Genomic DNA, 18,532 nt, shown 5'->3' with positions numbered 1-18,532 from the left:
ACACCCATTATTTACTGGTGCCACAAAAGCTTATAATATCTATTTTTTGACGACAAAACGGTTTTGAGAGTAGGCTTTCTCAAAACCGTTTTTGTGCAGTGTTTTATAGGGAGAGCACAGTAGCGACCGAACTACTGGGAATGGTCATGGGATTTATACGCATGCTCAATGCGCAACCCTTACCATTCGAGATAAGTGTACCGTTGATCTGTAATGAACCTTTGTTGTTTGTGTATTAATTGCGTAAAGATTGTTCTGGTAACTTGGGTGCAGTCGCGAACTAACCCAGATAATTTTATATCAGCCTAACAGCTCAACATTCATCATGGATAAACAATTGCTAATAAGGTATTCTTAAGCTGTAAAAGTAACTCGGTCAACCCACGGAGGTCATTATGGAAAAAGGACAGGCATTACCAGCAAAAATTAAAACGGTTTGGCGAGTTAGTGCGGGATGTTCATTGTTAGTTGGTCTGGTCGTTACGGGTGGCTTAATTGCCGCCACTAAATGGTGGCAATGGTCGCCTGTATTTTGGCTGATTTGTGCCGGCTTAACGGTGCTGGATGTTGCCATAGAATTGGCATTGATTCCCTATCGATACCGGTTTTGGCGTTATCAAATATCGACTCAAGAAGTGGAGATAGAATCTGGATTCTTCTTTCATCAGCAAACTGCGATTCCAATCAATCGCATCCAAAACGTCACTTTAGAAGCCGGTCCAATTCTGCAGTGGCAGCAACTGCAAACCGTGAGTATTGAAACTGCGGCAACTTCACACAAAATTAAGTCGGTATTGCCAGAAACTGCATCACAGTTAAAACAACAGATCATGGCCCTTGCAATGGAGGCGACTCCTTATGACAACTAAGCACTTACACCCACTAACGCTGATACTGATGGTGTGGAAGAATCTCGTTAACATTGTCTTGTTCACCTTAATCATGTTTGGCGTAATTAAGGAACTGCACCGGTGGCAGTACCTCATGATTCTAAGCGGCATCGTCTCCTTAGCAATTATCTTAGCAGTTGTTAAATACTGGTGGTTTACGTATGAATTGGACGACCAAGCAATCACCATCCATTCAGGTGTCATTTTCCGGCAGCAGATTCACATCCCCTATAATCGGATTCAAACCTTGCAATTAAAACAGTGGTTTTATATGAAACCGTTCAAAGTGTTAGCGGTAAGTATTGAAACCGCTGGCCAATCAAATTCCAAGGCTGAAGGTCAATTGCCAGTCGTTTCGAAACGAGTTGTGGATCAGCTGCAAAATCGGGTTAACGGGCAGCCAAACGATCAGGGGGTCCCGGACACACCGGCGACTTCTGGCACTATTTATCACATCGACTGGACTGACTTAAACCTCTATGCACTCACCTCATTAGGAATTCTTCCTTTAATGGTGGCCTTAGGTTGGCTATATAATAATTTAGACAACATCATTCCTAAAAAATGGCTACAATCAGTGTTTAGCCGGGCAGAGCATTTGAATATCATCTTTCTAATCAGTGCGATACTGGGCATCCTAATCATCGGCATGCTAACAAGCTACCTCATCATCATCCAACGTTATTACCATTTTCAACTAACAAAACAGGATAATCAGTTACTCACTGAAAAAGGCTTTTTCCAGCATAATACGATTACCGCTTCGTTAAACCGGATTCAAGCCGTAGTCATTGAGCAAACTATTATCCGACAGTGGTTAAAATTAGCATCCGTTCAGGTGATTCTTGCCTCCTCGGCTGCAGACAAGGAAGATCAAAATAACCTAGTCATGATGCCGGTAATTAGTCAACGCCACTACGAACAAATTCAGCCTTTCATTCAATGGCTGCCATCAGTTGAACCAACGTATATTCGAATCAGTAAAAAGGCAAAGTGGTTACTGATCAGAAATGCAGTGGTCCTGGCAGCAATTCCAGTGGTTGCCTTAGGTTACTTTTTTCGACCTTGGGGTTGGCTGGGGCTACTGTTATTGCCAGTGGCGGTCGGGTTAGGTTCTTATGCCGGACATAACATGGGCATAGCGATTTTAAGTCGACACTTACTCAGCACACAAGATGGTCACTTCTTTAAACGGTCAACTTATTTAATTCCTAAGCGTCGAATTCAAGCTATGACAATCGCTCAGTCGATTTGGATGAAACGGACACAGTTAGCTCACCTACGACTTCAATTACGCCATGGTGATTCTTCTCAGCAAGTTGAGGTTCGCTACTTGCCAATACAAGTGGCACAGTCGCTTTACCAGTGGTATGTGAACCCAAGCTAGGTCAAAAGTTGTTGATAGCACAAAAAACCACCAATCAAAATGATTGGTGGTTTTTATTAGCTTAATTAAGAATTAAGCAACAGTAACGTTAGCAGCTTGTGGGCCGCGGTCGCCGTCTTCAACATCCAAAGTTACCTTTTGGCCTTCTTCAAGAGTCTTGAAGCCGTCAGCATTGATAGCTGAGAAATGTACGAATACATCTGAGCCGTTTTCAAGAGTGATAAAACCGTAACCTTTGTCAGCGTTGAACCATTTAACAGTACCTTGTTCCATTAGAATGAAACCTCCATGCGCCATGCGCAAATAAATTTTGCATTTGAAACTTTTGAATAAGGAGCCATTCTAAAAAGAACGTTGTACCTTAATTCCGAAGCATAAATACATTAACAATAATATAACAGGTAATCCAAAAAAGTGCAACAATAAACTGCTCAAAAATGATGGCTTGTTCCGAATCATCATATATCCGCTGGCAGTATATCAAGCCCGATATACTGCTATTTATCCAAGCATAACTGGATCTCAAACAGTATTATCGACATATTGTCATTTGGTTATCATAAGCTTAGTTATTCATTATCAAATTTAACGAATCAATAACTCAATCGTGTCTTTTTGAGGTGCAAAATTAAGTCCGGCAACGCGTTCTTTAAGAATCTTGGAGTATTCATCCAGCACGTCGTCAGGCAGCGGTGTTGTATCACCAAATTCAGCAATAACATCGTCGGGTGAATCAACTTTTTCCATATTGATAAACAACCGCATATTACCGACTGTATCCCGTAAAAGATCCGTCAGCAGACTATTGGGTTTGCCTTCCAGATCGGTGACGACAAGTTGTGCGCCATCAACTCCTTGGTGGTTGATCGTAATCATTTTTAACACATCAAAAACGTTATTCATGTTCGGCTCCCCCAATTTGATTATTGCATTGTGCTCATTATACACGATGTTCCCAAGGTGTGAAAGTTAATCCGTCCTGGTCATTTTGCTGGCATGGCAATCACCCGCCACCCCGGTTTTAGATTGAAGTGCCAGTTGGTCTTCACATAATCGTGATTTTTAACGCCAACACTGAATAACAGCCGTAACTCTTCGTTTCGATAAACCCGGTATGTTTTGGTTACAATAAGACGGTTATGACTCGCATTTTGAGTCAACTTAACCGAACCCTTTTCTGGATCAGTGCGCGCCAGTTTCGATTCAAGCGGATTGTTCTTGTAGAAGTAAACCCGTTCATCTTTAGTTCCAAGGTGGCGATAGAGTAACACCCGCTTTTGCCCCTTCAAACTGGAGGTCAGAGGGTACTCGTGGCTTACGGAGACTTCTTTCATTCCTAAGTACTGATTGTAATTCAAAATCATCAGTAAAACACTACCCACCGTCAAAATAAAACCAATGGTCACCCAGACGGTCTTTTTAGTCCCGGCCACCATAAAAATCATACTGCCAGTGAACAGAAAGGCGCCTGCAAATAATAGGATTGCAATCATTAGCGCACCCCCTTAGATTTTTTTAAGAAGAAGGCCATGATTAAGCCAATCAATGCAAAGCTAGTGGCAATGGCAAAGGCGTATCGAAACCCAACTACGTTAGCGTGCAATGCTAATTGTTTGAATAAAATGGGTGTTGCCTTAGCTACGCCATGGTTAGGCATGCTGTTCATCGTCACATTAGACATCACGGAGACTAATACGGCAGTCCCCATGGAGGCAAAGACTTGTCTTGCCGTGTTATTAACAACGGTCCCATCACTAATCAAGTTTAGAGGCAAAGCATTCATACCCGTTGTCGTAACGGGCATCATGACCATGGAGATCCCCATCATCCGCACGGTGTAAAGACACACGATATCGATGACTGGTGTGGTTGCCGTAATTGGAATAAAGGAACCCGTGGTCAACGTCAGTAAAAACATACCTGCGATAGCCATATTACGCGCGCCTAAACGGTCAAAAATCCGCCCTGTAAGTGGGTTCATTAGCCCAATAACAATTGCACCTGGCAATAACGTCAGCCCGGAAGCCAATGGCGATTCACCGCGGACAGTTTGCAAATAAATTGGCAAAATCAACGTAAAGCCGTTCATTGCCATAAATGACACAGCGACTAACGCAGCGGAGAGCGAGAACTCACGATGAGCAAAAACTTTAAGCTGCAATAACGGATTACTAATTATCAATGATCGCCAAATGAAAAGTGCAACGACGATGACGCCCACACTTAAAGTCACGTAAACGATGGGATCCGTCCACTGGTAATTACCGACTGACGAGAAGGCAAACAGCATGGAACCAAAACCAATGACCGAAAGTAAAACCGATAACCAGTCAATCGGAACCTTTTTTGTAGGTAATACTTTTCGTAATGTAAACCAGCCCATCACAAGGACCAGCAGTAAAATTGGCAGAATGAATAAGAAGAGCATTCGCCAAGAATAGTGCATCAAAATCCAGCCAGAAAGTGTTGGGCCAATGGCGGGTGCTAAGCCAATCACCATTCCCGCAGTACCCATAGCAGCACCTCGCTTAGATGGCGGGAAGATTGAGGTCATAATCGTTTGGTAAACCGGTGCGGTAATACCCACGCCAGCCCCCTGAATCAACCGGCCAGCTAAAATCATCCAGAAATTCGTGGCAACCAGACACATGAGCGTCCCGATACCAAAAATAACAATCGCTGATAAGTATAATTTTCGTGAATCAAACCGCTGAAGGAAAAAACCGGTAATGGGGATCACGATTCCCATCATCAACATGAATCCAGTGGTCAACCATTGAACGGTATTGGCTGAAATATTAAAGGAACTCATTAATGTTGGCAGTGCAGTTGTCAGCATGGTTGATGTTAGGAAGGTACAAAATGTTCCCACTAACATCGTAAAGACGAGGATTATCCGGTTATACGGCCGCCCCATTTGATCGACAGGTTGATCTGAATGATGTAATTTTTCATCCAAAAGCTCACTTTCTTTCTATTTAGTGTTAACTAACCGTTGCATGAGTTTCTCCTGGACTTTGGGCAGAGCAATGGTATTTAATTCTTGTGTTGATAACCATTTTCCAGGAAAGAAACTGAGGTCAGCGTCTGGCGCCACTTCAGCACTTAATAATGAGATTATCCATTGCCGGTGGGTAAACGTGTGCTTCACCGGTTTAGCACCCATCGGCACTAGGCGAAGGTGGAGCCCATATTCCTGACGAATTAATTGTTCTAGTAAGTTTAAGCGTTCTTCATCCGTCACGAGTTCCGGTGTCTTGCTCAAAGCGAGTACATCGTCTTCCGCAATCAACGGGAAAGTCCAAAAATTAGCCAGTAACCCCTCACTAGGCCGTTTTTGCATCAAAAATTGATCGTTTTGCCGGATCACGATTCCGTAATAGGAGACTTTAACCGGTTTCGGCTTCTTCGATTTAACTGGGTATTGCATTTCAACACCATCTATGTAGGCCTGATTAAAAGCCTTTACGGGAGAATGAGCTGAATCAGGATTTTTAGCCGTCATATAACTGGACCCGAGATCCATAATTGCTTGATTAAAATCCCCGGGTCGATCCGGAGACATAATGCGTTCAATGATCTTTTCAAAAATAGGCCGGGCTTGAGGCTTAGCAATATCTAAATCAATTTCAAGCAGTCTGGCGAACACTCGAAAAGCATTGCCATCTACGGCTGGGACCGGCTCATTGAACGCAATACTAGCAATTGCACCAGCAGTGTAAGGACCAATTCCCGCCAATTCTTGCAACCCTTCAACAGTTTTGGGCCATTGTCCACCCCGCTCATTGACAATTTGCTTGGCGGCTTTTTGCAAGTTACGAGCTCTAGAATAGTAGCCCAACCCTTCCCAGGCTTTCATCAATTTAGCTTCAGGTGCCGCTGCTAAATCACTCACCGTGGGAAATTCCGTCATGAATCGCTGGTAGTAGGGAATCACGGTGTTGACCTGTGTTTGCTGTAACATAATTTCCGAAATCCAAACGTGGTAAGGCTCATGATCTTGTCGCCATGGTAATTGACGACCATTAACATCATACCAATCCAGTAAGGTTTTTCTAAAGGCGTGAATTTGGTTTTCTGACCATTCGATCATGTTATCACTCCTTTACTTCAACTGACAAACGTACAACTTGGTCATGCGGCTCACTGGTTTGCCAACTACTAATAATAGGCTCTTCATAAAAGTCACCGCCGAGAACAAGGTCGTGCTCATCAGCGAACTTGCGTAGTCGGTCAAACCCAACCATTAAGGGCTGATCCAAGTGATGATAAGCAATCACGACCCTGCCGCCAGTTTGGCTAGTATCAGCCTTCACATGACTATTTGGGGCCAATGGCGTATACAATGCCGTAACCAATTCACTGTTACCCATCTCTACGGCATGGTGAGAATGCACCTTTCCCACTAATAAATGAACGGGTGGGATAGCCATAACTGATAGCACGTGGGCCACCTGTTGTTGAATTTGTGCACCGTTAACTGCCATTTCCTCAGGCAGAGTAGTCGTCAGGAGGTCAACTGGTGGCTGGTTCACGACCGTTGCAGCCTCTGGCATCGCCTGGCGAGCTGTTTCTTGATTGGAAATTTCTTGAGCAATCTGCTGATGTGCAACACCGAGTTGATTGAGTTGTTCTTCAATGAGTTGCTGCTGATACTTGAGCATCGCAACGTGATCATTTTCATTGTTCTTTAGCGTCGCTTTAGTTTGGTTTAAATCGTTTTCTAACTTCACCGTGGCTTGTAGCGACAGCCATTGATTGACCTGGTTTAAATCGTATGACCGGCGCCCATTTTTGTCCCTAACTGCCGGTTCAAACAGCCCCAGTTCATCAAACCGATTCAGCACGTGCCGGTCGATTCTCATGAGCTGGGCAAACTGCCCTGCAGAAAGTTGTTGTCCTTCTATCAATACTGTTCACCTCGCAAAATGTTTACGTGACTTGACGTTATGAAACTGCTTTATTATTATCAACTTAGAGTGAATGGGATGGAGAGGAAACGGCCATGACATCAAAATTAAAACTGATTGGCATTATTGTAGCAGCGCTTCTGTTAGGCGGCTGCCAACAAAAATTATCGAATTCAAAACAAGCATCTGACAGTAAGGGCGTTATGTCTCAGAACCAAAATGTCACCGTGGTTGAGCAAACTCGGCTAAACACGGTGGATATCTCGAAAGTCAGCAGTTTCAATAAATTACGAAGCTCAACTGAGGGTTTATTCCGATTAGGCAATAATGGCCGAGTTAACAACGGCTTAGCCCAAAGTTACCGGATCAGCAAAAATGCCAAAACGTACACCTTCAAGCTTCGAAATAACGCTCGCTGGAGCAATGGTCAGCCAATTACCGCCAGTGACTTTGTCTACTCATGGCAACGAAGCGTTAACCCGCAAACTAGGTCTGTCAATTCTAACTTATTTGATGGGATCAAAAACGCCGACAAGATTAGGAAGGGTGAACTCAAAGCAAGCCGTCTCGGTGTTAAAGCCCTGTCAAATCATGAGCTTCAAGTCACACTGGAGCACCCAATGGTTTACTTTGAAACCATGCTAGCCTACCCACTATTTGCGCCGCAACATCGCGCAACAGTGCAACGATATGGTTCTGCATACGGTGCCAGTGCTAATAAGCAAATTTACAGCGGACCATTCAAATTAGTTAAGTGGCACGCCAATAGTGCCTCGCGAACCCTGGTCCCTAACCCTTACTACTGGGATAAATCCCATGTTTATCTGAAACGATTAACCATCGTGACCTCTAAGTCCCCTTCCCAGGATTTGAAAGCCTACCAGAAAAACAAAGTTGCTGAAATCCAACTCATTGGTAAACAGATTCCTGAAAACAAAAATAATCCGGACTACGTAGTCCGGCCATTCTCATTGATGCGTATAATCGCTTATAATTTTAACACAAGTGAAACAACCAATAAAAAACTCATTAATAATCGTAACGCAAGATTAGCTATTTCGCACGCAATTAGCCGTCGCCAGTTAATCAATAACGCGCTACAAAATGCTTCGTTACCGCCTAAAGGATTTGTCACCGCCGGACTGAGTAAAAACAACCTGAACCATTCTGATTTTGCCAATCAACAGGAAGCCTCATCATACGTTAAAGGGAACGTGAAGTCTGCAGCAACTGAATGGGCTACGGCTAAACGCCAACTGAACGGACGAAATTTTAAACTAACGCTAGTCACTCCTAACGATGTGAATAGTGTCCGGGTCGCAAAAAACATCAAAACTCAGCTTGAAAGTAAGCTCACAGGATTAACTGTAAAAGTGGTCTCACTTGATTCTACTCACTTAACCACTCGCATCAGTCACGGCCAGTTCGACTTGCTGTTGACCGGTTGGGGAGCTGATTATCCAGATCCACTGTCGTTTCTACAGGCCATGACCAGCAATAGTCGTCATAACTACGGTCGGTGGCACGATGCCACTTATGACCATCTGGTGGACATCATCAGCAACAATCAAAGTACCAATAATCAATTGCGTTGGGGTCAAATGCTCACCGCTGAGAAACGGTTAACACAGCAGCAAGGTGTCACCCCCCTGTATCAACAAGCCGATAGTTTCTTAACCAACCCTAAGTTAAACGGAGTGGTTCATAATATTAGCGGTGTTGTTGAGGATTACAAGAGTGCTTATTGGGTCAAGTAAATTAAATAACCCTCGTCCAAATGAATTTATCGGGACGAGGGTTATTTTCTTAAACCGCATCTAATCAGCCTTCACACCATCTTCATTAGCAGCCTTCAATGCTGTTAGGAACGCTTCGCCGTACTTGGCGAGTTTACTTTCCCCAACCCCACTGACCGTTAACATTTCTTCTTCATTTTGTGGCATCACTGCACACATATCTCGAAGGGTTTTGTCTGAAAAAATAACGAATGGCGGCACGCCCTGCTTTTTGGCAAATTCACGCCGAATTGTCCGCAAATTTTCAAATAGATCATCGTTTTGTGGTAGAACATGACTAGCTTGAACCGCAACCTTGCGATAAACTTTCTGTTTGCCTTGCAAAACGGCAACACCACTGTCACTCACACGCAACACGGGATACTGGCCACCCTCGGCTACCAAATAGCCAGCAGCAGTGAGAAAATCAATCAGTTCGGCCACTGACCGCTGTGATGAGCCTTTCATGATGCCATAAGTCGTCAATTCGTCAAAGTGAAATTCCTTAACTCGAGCCACGCTTGAACCGGTCAGCACTTGTGCCACCAGAATTTTGCCGAACCGTTCACTCATCCGTTTTACACAGGATAAGACCTTTTGCGTATCCACGGTAATATCCTGTTCTTCACGATCGTCTAAACAATTAGAACATTGTCCGCAGTCAGTTCCTTCCTCACCAAAATAATTTAAAATAAATTTTTGAAGACACTCCTGCGTATTAGCATACTGAGTCATGTCCTGCAATTTTTCGTATTCCCGCTTTTTACCAGCATCGTCTCGTTCTGACTGATCAATGAGAAAATGCTGAATTGACACATCCGACTGCCGAAACAACAGAATAGCTTCACTGGGAAGACCGTCTCGTCCTGCCCGACCAGCTTCTTGGTAATAAGATTCCAAACTGCCTGGCACTTGTGCATGAATCACGAAACGCACGTTACTTTTATCGATTCCCATGCCAAAAGCATTGGTTGCAACCATCACCGGCACCCGATCATAAAGGAAATTTTCTTGGTTTTCGCGCCGAACTTCCTTTGTCAAACCGCCATGATACATGGCCGCATCAATGTGCTTTTTATTTAATAACTTGGTCAATCGTTCGACTTCCTTACGGGTGCTGGCGTAAACGATACCTGATTGACCAGAATTTTGCTTTAAGTAATCCACCAGATACTTGTCACTGTCCTGCTGTTTAATAACTTTAAAGGCCAGATTAGGACGCGAGAAGCCCGTTTTAACCTCTTCTTGTAAACCTAGCCGCTGAATGATATCTTTAGCTACGATTGGGGTAGCGGTGGCTGTTAAAGCAATGATCGTCGGCTGACTTGGCAACCGTTGGATAGTCTGTGCCAAATTCAAGTAGCTTGGTCGAAAATCATGTCCCCATTGTGAAATACAGTGGGCTTCATCAATAGCCACTAAATCAATTGGCAACTCCGCCAGTCGGTTTAAATAGCCTGAATCTAATCGTTCTGGTGACACGTACAGTAATTTAACATCACCATTCTCCACGTCATTAAACCGTTGATTGATTTGGTCATAATCCAGCGAACTGTTAATAAAAGTTGCTGCAATTCCGTTTTCATTCAGAGCATCAACTTGGTCCTTCATCAATGAAATCAGTGGTGAAACCACTAATGTGACCCCGTCTAACATCAACGCTGGAATCTGGTAACAAAGCGATTTACCACCACCAGTAGGCATGATAGCCAGCACGTTTTGGTGATTCAGCACGTCATTGATAACGGCTTCTTGTCCAGTACGGAAGCTATCGTAACCGAACTTGGCTTTTAATATGGTCTGCGGCTTCATGAATTTCAGTTCCCTTCAAATAATCTTTCTCCAGTTTAACAGAATACTGGTCCTAATGTTAATTACGTCAACCAGGTGATGAACTTTCAAAGCATAAATCCTAGCTATTTGAAACGTGCTCGGCGAAGCAGAGACTTGCACGTAATAAAGTCATGGCACAAATCCAAGTTCGGGATTTTCACCATAACTTCACTACGCTCCAGTCTCTAATCGCTTCTACTCACACTCTATTTATTTGAAACGTGCTCAACCAAACAGAGAGTTGCAAATAAGGCACAGCCAACAGAAATCCAAAACTGGGATTTCCATTGGTTGCGCCTTATTCTCCACTCTCTGAACGCTTGTTTTCACACTCTGTTTATTTAGCAGTAATGTAGCCCTGCGCCTTCAATAATTCCGCACATTCAACGGCACCACCAGCAGCGCCACGGGCCGTGTTATGTGACAAACCGACAAATTTCCAATCAAAAATTTTGTCTTCGCGAAGCCGACCGATGGAAACACCCATACCGTGCTCAAAGTTCACGTCCAGGCGAACTTGAGGACGGTCATCCTCAGTCATATAACGAATAAATTGCTTCGGTGCACTTGGCAATCCCAAACGTTGTGGTTCACCCGTGTAACTTTCCAAAGCATCAATTAAATCCTGCTTCGATGGGTGCTGACGGAAGTTAACAAAGGCTGCGGCAGTATGCCCATACAGGACTGGAATCCGAATACATTGAGACGTAATCACCGTATCTTCTGCTGGCACGATGGCCTTTTTCTCGTCATCAACGTGGCCCCAAATCTTCAGCGGTTCGCCTTCTGACTTGGCTTCCTCACCAGCGATGTAAGGAATAACGTTGCCTTCCATTTCTGGCCAGTCTTTAAACGTCTTACCCGCACCTGAAATAGCTTGATACGTTGTCGCAATCACTTGTGTAGGTTCAAATTGACGCCATGCTGATAACGCCGGCGTGTAGCTTTGGATAGAACAGTTCGGCTTTACAGCAATAAAACCGCGAGTCGTGCCAAGGCGTTCCCTTTGATACTTGATGACATCAGTGTGATCCGGGTTAACTTCGGGAATCACCATTGGAACGTCTGGCGTCCAACGGTGAGCACTGTTATTGGAAACAACTGGGGTTTCTGCTTTGGCATACGCCTCTTCCAACTTACGAGTGTCAGCCTTATCTAGCTTGATGGCGCTAAAAATGAAATCAACTTGAGGCGCGATTTCATCAACTTTAGCAGCGTCATGAAGAACCATCCCTTTGACTTGTTCAGGAACGTCGCCTTCCATCTTCCAACGGCCCTTAACAGCATCTTCATAGGTCTTGCCAGCACTGTGAGCACTGGCGGCAACCAAAGCAATCTCAAACCAAGGGTGATCGGCCAAAATCTTGATAAATCGCTGACCAACCATACCCGTTGCACCAATAATTCCTACTCGTAATTTCTCACTCATCAGATATCCCTCGTTTTCATCACGCATATTTTCAAATTAGTTTTTAATAATTGCATTAAACTTTATTTTGCACAATTAGTCAAGTGCTAGGCTTTATGAGTTAAAAATGCTTGCATCCGTTTCATAGCTTCAGCCAAGTCATCATCCGACGCAGCGTAAGAGAAACGAATGTAGCCTTCTCCACCAGCACCGAAGGCACTGCCGGGAACGCCACCAACTTTAGCTTTCTCCGCTAAATCGTAAGCAAATTTCACGTCATCTGTACCGTAACTGTCTGGAATCTTAACAAAGGCATAAAAGGCGCCAGATGGTGTTGCCATTGACAGCCCCATTTCATCCATTGCATGTTGGACAAAATCGCGGCGTTTTTGGTAAATTTTGCGCATCTCAACAGGATCTTGCAGCCCGTTATGAAGCGCTTCGGCCGCAGCAGCTTGTGCTGGGTTCGACGGCGAGGTCACCATGAAAGCGTGCATCTTGGTGACGTTGGCAATTAACTCAGCCGGACCAGCCAAATAACCCATTCGATAACCAGTCATGGCGTGAGACTTCGAAAGGCCGTTAATCAAAATGGTTCGTTCTGGAATGACATTGGCAATTGAATAGTGATCAACACCATAAGTCAGTTCGCTATAAATCTCATCAGCAATCACCAGCAAATGGTGATCAGCAATCACCTTGGCTAAACCTTCAATCATTGATTGCGGATACTCCACCCCGGTTGGATTGCCTGGATAGTTTAGCAAAACCGCTTTGACTGAGTCACCTTCTTGATCCAGCACTTCTTCCAAACGTTCTGGGGTCAACACAAAGTTGCTGTTTGAAGTATCAACTTGAATAGTCGTGGCACCAGCAATGGTGACCAGTGGGAAATACAGAGCAAACGCTGGCGTTGGGATGACCACTTTATCACCAGGATTTAAGATGGTAAGTAACGAAGCGCATACCGCTTCCGTGGCGCCTACCGTTGCGATAATCTCGGTCTCAGGGTCGTAGTCCAGTCCCTGACTTTCCATCAAGTAATGATGAATCCCTTTCCGCAGATACATGGTTCCCTTTTGAGGCGAATAGTGAGAATCATTGTCACGAATACTCTGAATCGCAGCTTCTTTAACGTGTTCAGGCACGTTCATATCTGGTTCACCAAGGGTCAACTGGATGATGCCTGGGATGGTTGAGAATTTTTGGGCAACTTCGCGGATTCCAGAGGGGCCGACTTGGTTTAATCTTTGATTAACTTGCTGACTTAAATCACTGGCTAATTGAGGCATAATGTCACTCCATTTTTAATTTAATTAAAGTACGTTTTCAAGACCTACGACTAATTGCTTTAAGTCCAGGACGTGATCCATGGCAACTTTGACACCAGTCATGAATGATTGACGGTCAAATGAATCTTGACGAATCGTCAACGCTTCACCGGGACCACCGAACAGAACTTGTTCATGAGCAACGTAGCCTGGTAAACGCACCGCATGAATGTGAATGCCATGATAATCACCGCCACGAACGCCCGATAAACTCTCTGTTTCATTGGGATTGCCCTGCTCATGTTCTGGGCGAACTTCGTCAATCAGTTTAGCGGTACTCAAAGCCGTTCCTGAAGGTGCATCCGCCTTATTATCATGGTGCATTTCAATAATTTCAACGTCTGGGAAATACTTGGCCGCTTCCTTGGCAAACTTCATCAATAATACAGCCGACATACCGAAGTTGGGTGCAATCAGCCCACCGAGGTGCTTAGCAGCAGCTAAAGTCTGCACTTCACTCACTTGATCGTCGGTTAAACCGGTTGTCCCAATCACGGGGTGAATTCCGTGTTCAATTGCAAATTTGGTGTTTGCGTAGACTGCACTTGGTAATGTAAAGTCGATCCAGATGTCAGCATCTGTTTGAATCTCGTTCAAGTCACCATAAATGGCAACCCCGGCTGGTAAATCATAGTCTTTTGGATCCTTTGATGTAATCCCGGCAGCAAAACCGGCGACTAATTCATAGCCGTCACTTTCTTGAACTAAGTGAACAGCTTTTTGACCCATGGCACCGGTAAACCCGGCGATTAACACTTTTGTCATTGTCATAAACTCCTTGTTCTACAACTTATTTAACTAATGCACCTTCGTCCATGCCTAATGCGTGGGCTAATTGACGAGACTCGTCATCATTCAGTGATTGGATTGGTAACCGACAATCGCCAACACCATAACCTTGGGCATTTAATACCGCTTTAACTGGTGATGGTGATGGGAACATGAATAGGGCAGCCATCTTTGGCGTCAATTGTCGTTTGAGACCACCAGCCTTAACCAAATCACCAGCATAGAGGGCATCGTACATTGACCGCATCTGATCACCGTAGATATGAGAAGCAACTGAAATGACACCGGCACCGCCGACTACTCGGGCGGAGAGTGCTTGGGCATCTTCACCACTGTAAACGTAGAAATCGTCAGGCGTATGTTCAACTAAGAATTCAATGTCGTCGATTGAAGTACATTGTTTAACGCCCGCGATCTTTGGATTTTGCGACAACGTCACAACCGTTTCGTTAGCCATAGTCACGCCTGTCCGACCAGGGATGTTATAAATGATGATTGGCTTTTCAGCTGCATCCGCAACCGCTGTGAAATGGGCAATCATACCGCGTTGGCTGGGCTTGTTGTAATATGGCACCACCACGAGTTCGTAGTCGACACCCTGAATTTCACTGACTTCTTTAGTCAGGGCTGCTGTTTCACGGGTGTTATTGCTACCAGTACCAGCAATCACGGGAACCCGACCACCAATTATTTGACCAAAACGAGTATACAAATCAATCTTTTCGTCGTGGGTCAACGTTGGCGTTTCACCAGTTGTTCCACCAATAACGAAACCCTTGCTACCAGTATCAATCAAGTGGTTGGTCAATTTTTCCAACGCTTGGTAATTGATATTATCATTTTCGTCAAATGGGGTGATGATTGCAGTCATCAAATCTACGTTTTCTAATGTTGTCATGGTATGTCTCCTTTTTAATTGACTGATTGCATGCAGCTGATTATCCAGCCATCCGGTTGGTCAACAACCCGGTGATGGCATTAACACCTGCTTCAATGGCTGATTCCTTAGGATTTAGCGTTGCTGAGTGAAGTTGCGAGTCATCTTCAACCCCAAGCCAAAACATGGTGCCAGGAATTTTAGAAAGCAGGTAACCGAAATCTTCACCCGTCATTGCAGGTTCCGTCTCAACAAAATGAACGTCTGGATTGTCCTTCATATAATTGATGAAGCGTTTGGTCAATTCCGGATTATTCTCAACTGGCAAGTAGCCGCCTTGATTCAAGGCAACTGTCACCTTAGCATTAAAGCTTCTGGCAACACCCTCGCCAACGTCTTGCAGTCGCTGATCGATTCGTTTGATCATGACCTGAGTCAGCCCACGTATCGTTCCTTCAATGTGGGCATGACCAGCAATCACATTACGAATTGTACCAGCTTCCAATTTACCAAGGGTAATCACACCGCCCTCAATGGGATCGATACTCCGGGAAATGATGGTTTGCACCTGGTTGATCAATTCAGCAGCAGCAACCACCATGTCATTGGCATCTTGTGGATAAGCTGCGTGGCCGCCCTTACCTTCTAAATCAATGTTAACTTCAGTGGTGCCAGCAAACAGCGTGCCCATTCGACACCCAATAGCACCAGCTGGTAAATCAGGATTATCATGTAGCCCGTAAAATTCATCGGGCCGCCACTGATCTTTAAACACGCCTAGTTCATAGGCCAACTTACCACCATTTTCGCTTTCCTCAGCCGGCTGGAAGAAAAAAATCATGTTGTCAGCTGGTTGATGTTCAGCGAAGTAGCTGAGGACACCTAATGCCACAGTCATATGAATATCGTGTCCGCAGGCGTGCATTACACCCGGATGCTTGGAAGCGAAGGGTAATCCGGTTTCTTCGGTAACTGGTAAGGCGTCAATATCGGTCCGATAACCAACCGTCCTTTTAGGTGAACTGCCTTCAACTCTAACCAGTAAAGCGGTAGGTAAATCCGCGATCTTTTTTACTTGCAAATGAGTCTGATCAAAACCGGCAATTATCTTTTCCAGATAAGCTGATGTCTGGACTTCATGTAGTGCCAGTTCTGGAATCTGATGCAAATCGCGACGAATATTGATTAGCGCGTCTTCCGTTAATACTGCCATTTCATCACAACTTTCTTAAATCATCTTCGAGACCCGTTTTAGATTCAGTCTTCTGATCAACATTCTTAATAAACTTGGCTGGCACGCCTGCAACCATGGTATGCGGTGCAACATCTTGTGTAACCACCGCACCCGCAGCAACCACAGCACCTTCGCCAACGTGAACACCTTCGATGACTACTGCGTTAGCACCAATCAACACGTTATCGTCAACCCGAACCGGTTCAGCGGACGCGGGTTCAACCACACCAGCTAAAACGGTGCCAGCACCTATGTGGGAATGCTTCCCCACAATAGCACGGCCACCCAGTACAGCACCCATGTCAATCATGGTATCATCACCAATTTCGGCACCGATGTTGATGGTAGCCCCCATCATAATAACTGCGTTGTCACCAATCAGCACTTGATCACGGATGATTGCTCCTGGTTCGATACGAGCATTGATTTCCTTCATATCTAGTAGAGGGACAGCGGAGTTACGCGTCTGATTTTCAATTTCAGTGTCCGTAATCTCTGTCTGATGCTGGTCAAGAAAGGCTTTGACATCGGACCAATCGCCAAACAATACACCAGTCTTTGTTTCAATGAAAGCCTTAATACTATCAGGCACTGCTAAGTTAGTTAAATCACCCTTGATGTATACCTTAACTGGTGTTTTCTTTGGTGCGTTGCCAATGAAATCAATAATTTGCTGTGCGTCTAATTTTGCCATGTTATTGCCTCAACTCTCTTAGTTTATTAATAATAGGTAGTTTTTTATTAAAATGATTCTGGTAATGGTTGGTCTAACCGCGTCAAATCAGCATACGTCTCACGTTTTACAACCAACGTTGATTGACCGTTTTCGACGAAGACAACCGCTGGCCTTGGGTTGCGGTTATAATTGGATGCCATTGAGTAGCCGTACGCACCAGTATCAAGAATTGCCAATACGTCACCTGGTTTACTTGCTGGCAAAGGTTGCTTATCGATCAAAATATCACCGGACTCGCAATACTTACCAGCAATGTGTACCGTTTCTGTGGGTGCTGCGGTCGGCTGATCAACTAAAACCGCTTCATACTTGGCTTGATAAAGAGCTGGACGGATGTTATCGCCCATACCGCCGTCAACGGTTACGTATGACGTCAGCCCAGGAACATCTTTCCGGGAACCAACCGTATAAAGGTTATATCCTGCCGGACCCGCAATTGAACGACCAGGTTCAATCCAAACGGCCGGCATGTCTAAGCCTTGATCAGTCACACTTTGTTTGATGGTCTTAACAATGGCATCAACGAAGTCTTCAGGTGCCAATGGATGATCATCTTTAGTGTATTGAATACCAAACCCACCACCGACGTTGATCACTTCTGGTTGATAATCGTACTGATTATGCCAGTTAGCGGCGATTTCAACTAGTTTTTTAGCCGCCATCTGAAAACCATTTAGTTCAAAAATCTGGGAACCGATGTGGGCGTGAATCCCTAACATGTTCATCCGGCTGTTCGCTAGAACTTCTTGCAGAGCTTCATCAGCTTGGCCAGTCTTTAAATCAAACCCAAACTTACTATCTTCCTGGCCGGTGGAAATGTACTCATGGGTGTGAGCCGAAATACCTGGGGTAATTCTCAGCATCACTGCTGAACTGGCATCCCGTTCCCTAAGGACTTGATCCAGTAACTCAATTTCATGGAAGTTGTCGAGGACAATAACACCAACGTGATTTTTAACGGCCATTTCCAACTCATCAAGCGACTTATTGTTACCGTGGAAACTAACACGTGTCATTGGAAAGCCAGCTTGAATGGCGGTGTAAAGTTCGCCACCGGAAACCACGTCAATGTGACCTTGCTCTTGATCGATCACTTGGAACATAGCAACTGCAGCAAAGGCTTTGCTAGCATAGCTGACCGCATAATCAACACCGTTTGCTTCAAAAACTGATTTGAACCGCCGAATCTGGCCACGAATTTTAGAAACATCGTAGACTGCCAGTGGTGTTTGGTATTTCGACGCTAACTCATCTGCGTCAACCCCGCCAATGGTTAAATGTCCTGCCTCGTTGATCTGTTGGTTCGTCAATTGCTCGCTCATGTTATGCCCTCCGGTGATTAATAGAATGTACGAAAAAGGA

The 18,532-nt window shown here is 44.7% G+C and carries 17 protein-coding genes; 3 read left to right on the top strand and 14 right to left on the bottom strand.

Features of this window, described 5'->3' with window-relative positions; genetic code table 11:
• Positions 1–392: 392 nt before the first annotated feature.
• Entirely contained in the window at positions 393–869 is a 477-nt protein-coding gene (locus HC026_RS04055) for a PH domain-containing protein (RefSeq protein ID WP_168924804.1), read from the top strand.
• A complete protein-coding gene (locus HC026_RS04050; RefSeq protein WP_168924713.1) occupies positions 859–2,277 on the top strand; it encodes a PH domain-containing protein in 1,419 nt (472 codons plus the stop codon). Before HC026_RS04055 ends, HC026_RS04050 begins: the two co-directional genes overlap by 11 nt.
• A gap of 72 nt (positions 2,278–2,349) precedes the next feature.
• On the opposite strand, the gene HC026_RS04045 is transcribed toward HC026_RS04050, so the two are convergent.
• From HC026_RS04045 to HC026_RS04020, 6 genes are all read right to left on the bottom strand, one after another.
• Positions 2,350–2,550 carry a cold-shock protein gene (locus HC026_RS04045; RefSeq protein WP_054736490.1) on the bottom strand — a complete coding sequence of 67 codons (201 nt, stop codon included), beginning with the start codon at positions 2,548–2,550 and terminating at the stop codon, positions 2,350–2,352.
• Positions 2,551–2,862: 312 nt separating this feature from the next.
• On the bottom strand, positions 2,863–3,180 hold the full coding sequence (locus HC026_RS04040; protein WP_168924712.1) for a hypothetical protein: 318 nt from the start codon (positions 3,178–3,180) through the stop codon (positions 2,863–2,865).
• Between the two features lie 80 nt (positions 3,181–3,260).
• Entirely contained in the window at positions 3,261–3,770 is a 510-nt protein-coding gene (locus tag HC026_RS04035) for a DUF4811 domain-containing protein (RefSeq protein ID WP_168924711.1), read from the bottom strand.
• A complete protein-coding gene (locus tag HC026_RS04030) occupies positions 3,770–5,194 on the bottom strand; it encodes an MDR family MFS transporter (protein WP_168924803.1) in 1,425 nt (474 codons plus the stop codon). The genes HC026_RS04035 and HC026_RS04030 overlap by 1 nt, the downstream gene beginning before the upstream one ends.
• A gap of 57 nt (positions 5,195–5,251) precedes the next feature.
• Positions 5,252–6,370 (bottom strand): A/G-specific adenine glycosylase, encoded by a 1,119-nt coding sequence (gene mutY, locus HC026_RS04025; RefSeq protein ID WP_168924710.1) that lies wholly within the window; start codon positions 6,368–6,370, stop codon positions 5,252–5,254.
• 4 nt (positions 6,371–6,374) lie between these two features.
• The gene (locus HC026_RS04020) at positions 6,375–7,187 is read right to left on the bottom strand and encodes a MerR family transcriptional regulator (RefSeq protein WP_168924709.1); all 813 of its coding nucleotides are present in this window, start codon (positions 7,185–7,187) and stop codon (positions 6,375–6,377) included.
• Positions 7,188–7,282: 95 nt separating this feature from the next.
• Between HC026_RS04020 and HC026_RS04015 the strand changes: the two genes are divergently transcribed.
• Entirely contained in the window at positions 7,283–8,944 is a 1,662-nt protein-coding gene (locus tag HC026_RS04015; RefSeq protein ID WP_168924708.1) for a peptide ABC transporter substrate-binding protein, read from the top strand.
• A gap of 60 nt (positions 8,945–9,004) precedes the next feature.
• Here HC026_RS04015 and recQ read toward each other — a convergent pair whose 3' ends face one another.
• From recQ to lysA, 8 genes are all read right to left on the bottom strand, one after another.
• Positions 9,005–10,774: a DNA helicase RecQ gene (gene recQ / locus HC026_RS04010; RefSeq protein WP_168924707.1), complete on the bottom strand. Its 1,770-nt coding sequence runs from the start codon at positions 10,772–10,774 to the stop codon at positions 9,005–9,007.
• Positions 10,775–11,132: 358 nt separating this feature from the next.
• The gene (gene asd / locus HC026_RS04005; RefSeq protein ID WP_168924706.1) at positions 11,133–12,224 is read right to left on the bottom strand and encodes an aspartate-semialdehyde dehydrogenase; all 1,092 of its coding nucleotides are present in this window, start codon (positions 12,222–12,224) and stop codon (positions 11,133–11,135) included.
• 86 nt (positions 12,225–12,310) lie between these two features.
• Positions 12,311–13,495, bottom strand: coding sequence for an aminotransferase class I/II-fold pyridoxal phosphate-dependent enzyme (locus tag HC026_RS04000; protein WP_168924705.1), 1,185 nt, complete (start codon positions 13,493–13,495; stop codon positions 12,311–12,313).
• A gap of 24 nt (positions 13,496–13,519) precedes the next feature.
• Positions 13,520–14,299 (bottom strand): 4-hydroxy-tetrahydrodipicolinate reductase, encoded by a 780-nt coding sequence (gene dapB, locus HC026_RS03995; protein ID WP_168924704.1) that lies wholly within the window; start codon positions 14,297–14,299, stop codon positions 13,520–13,522.
• A gap of 25 nt (positions 14,300–14,324) precedes the next feature.
• Complete coding sequence (gene dapA, locus HC026_RS03990; RefSeq protein ID WP_168924703.1) at positions 14,325–15,221, bottom strand: 4-hydroxy-tetrahydrodipicolinate synthase; 897 nt, start codon at positions 15,219–15,221, stop codon at positions 14,325–14,327.
• 40 nt (positions 15,222–15,261) lie between these two features.
• The gene (locus HC026_RS03985; protein WP_168924702.1) at positions 15,262–16,413 is read right to left on the bottom strand and encodes an N-acetyldiaminopimelate deacetylase; all 1,152 of its coding nucleotides are present in this window, start codon (positions 16,411–16,413) and stop codon (positions 15,262–15,264) included.
• 4 nt (positions 16,414–16,417) lie between these two features.
• Complete coding sequence (dapD, locus tag HC026_RS03980; protein ID WP_168924701.1) at positions 16,418–17,128, bottom strand: 2,3,4,5-tetrahydropyridine-2,6-dicarboxylate N-acetyltransferase; 711 nt, start codon at positions 17,126–17,128, stop codon at positions 16,418–16,420.
• Positions 17,129–17,175: 47 nt separating this feature from the next.
• Positions 17,176–18,492, bottom strand: coding sequence for a diaminopimelate decarboxylase (gene lysA / locus HC026_RS03975; protein WP_168924700.1), 1,317 nt, complete (start codon positions 18,490–18,492; stop codon positions 17,176–17,178).
• Positions 18,493–18,532: the final 40 nt, after the last annotated feature.

The sequence above is a fragment of the Secundilactobacillus angelensis genome, assembly GCF_012641075.1.
Classification (GTDB): Bacteria; Bacillota; Bacilli; order Lactobacillales; family Lactobacillaceae; genus Secundilactobacillus; species Secundilactobacillus angelensis.
The sequence above is the reverse complement of the archived record's forward strand: the minus strand, read 5'-3'. Positions and strand labels throughout refer to the sequence as shown.

Coding starts and splice junctions, on each gene's coding strand:
- HC026_RS04035 (WP_168924711.1), bottom strand. CDS start 3,770: ATGATTGCAATCCTATTATTTGCAGGCGCCTTTCTGTTCACTGGCAGT.
- recQ (WP_168924707.1), bottom strand. CDS start 10,774: ATGAAGCCGCAGACCATATTAAAAGCCAAGTTCGGTTACGATAGCTTC.
- HC026_RS04040 (WP_168924712.1), bottom strand. CDS start 3,180: ATGAATAACGTTTTTGATGTGTTAAAAATGATTACGATCAACCACCAA.
- HC026_RS04050 (WP_168924713.1), top strand. CDS start 859: ATGACAACTAAGCACTTACACCCACTAACGCTGATACTGATGGTGTGG.
- HC026_RS04015 (WP_168924708.1), top strand. CDS start 7,283: ATGACATCAAAATTAAAACTGATTGGCATTATTGTAGCAGCGCTTCTG.
- dapB (WP_168924704.1), bottom strand. CDS start 14,299: ATGACAAAAGTGTTAATCGCCGGGTTTACCGGTGCCATGGGTCAAAAA.
- HC026_RS04045 (WP_054736490.1), bottom strand. CDS start 2,550: ATGGAACAAGGTACTGTTAAATGGTTCAACGCTGACAAAGGTTACGGT.
- dapD (WP_168924701.1), bottom strand. CDS start 17,128: ATGGCAAAATTAGACGCACAGCAAATTATTGATTTCATTGGCAACGCA.
- HC026_RS04000 (WP_168924705.1), bottom strand. CDS start 13,495: ATGCCTCAATTAGCCAGTGATTTAAGTCAGCAAGTTAATCAAAGATTA.
- dapA (WP_168924703.1), bottom strand. CDS start 15,221: ATGACAACATTAGAAAACGTAGATTTGATGACTGCAATCATCACCCCA.
- mutY (WP_168924710.1), bottom strand. CDS start 6,370: ATGATCGAATGGTCAGAAAACCAAATTCACGCCTTTAGAAAAACCTTA.
- asd (WP_168924706.1), bottom strand. CDS start 12,224: ATGAGTGAGAAATTACGAGTAGGAATTATTGGTGCAACGGGTATGGTT.
- lysA (WP_168924700.1), bottom strand. CDS start 18,492: ATGAGCGAGCAATTGACGAACCAACAGATCAACGAGGCAGGACATTTA.
- HC026_RS04030 (WP_168924803.1), bottom strand. CDS start 5,194: ATGGGGCGGCCGTATAACCGGATAATCCTCGTCTTTACGATGTTAGTG.
- HC026_RS03985 (WP_168924702.1), bottom strand. CDS start 16,413: ATGGCAGTATTAACGGAAGACGCGCTAATCAATATTCGTCGCGATTTG.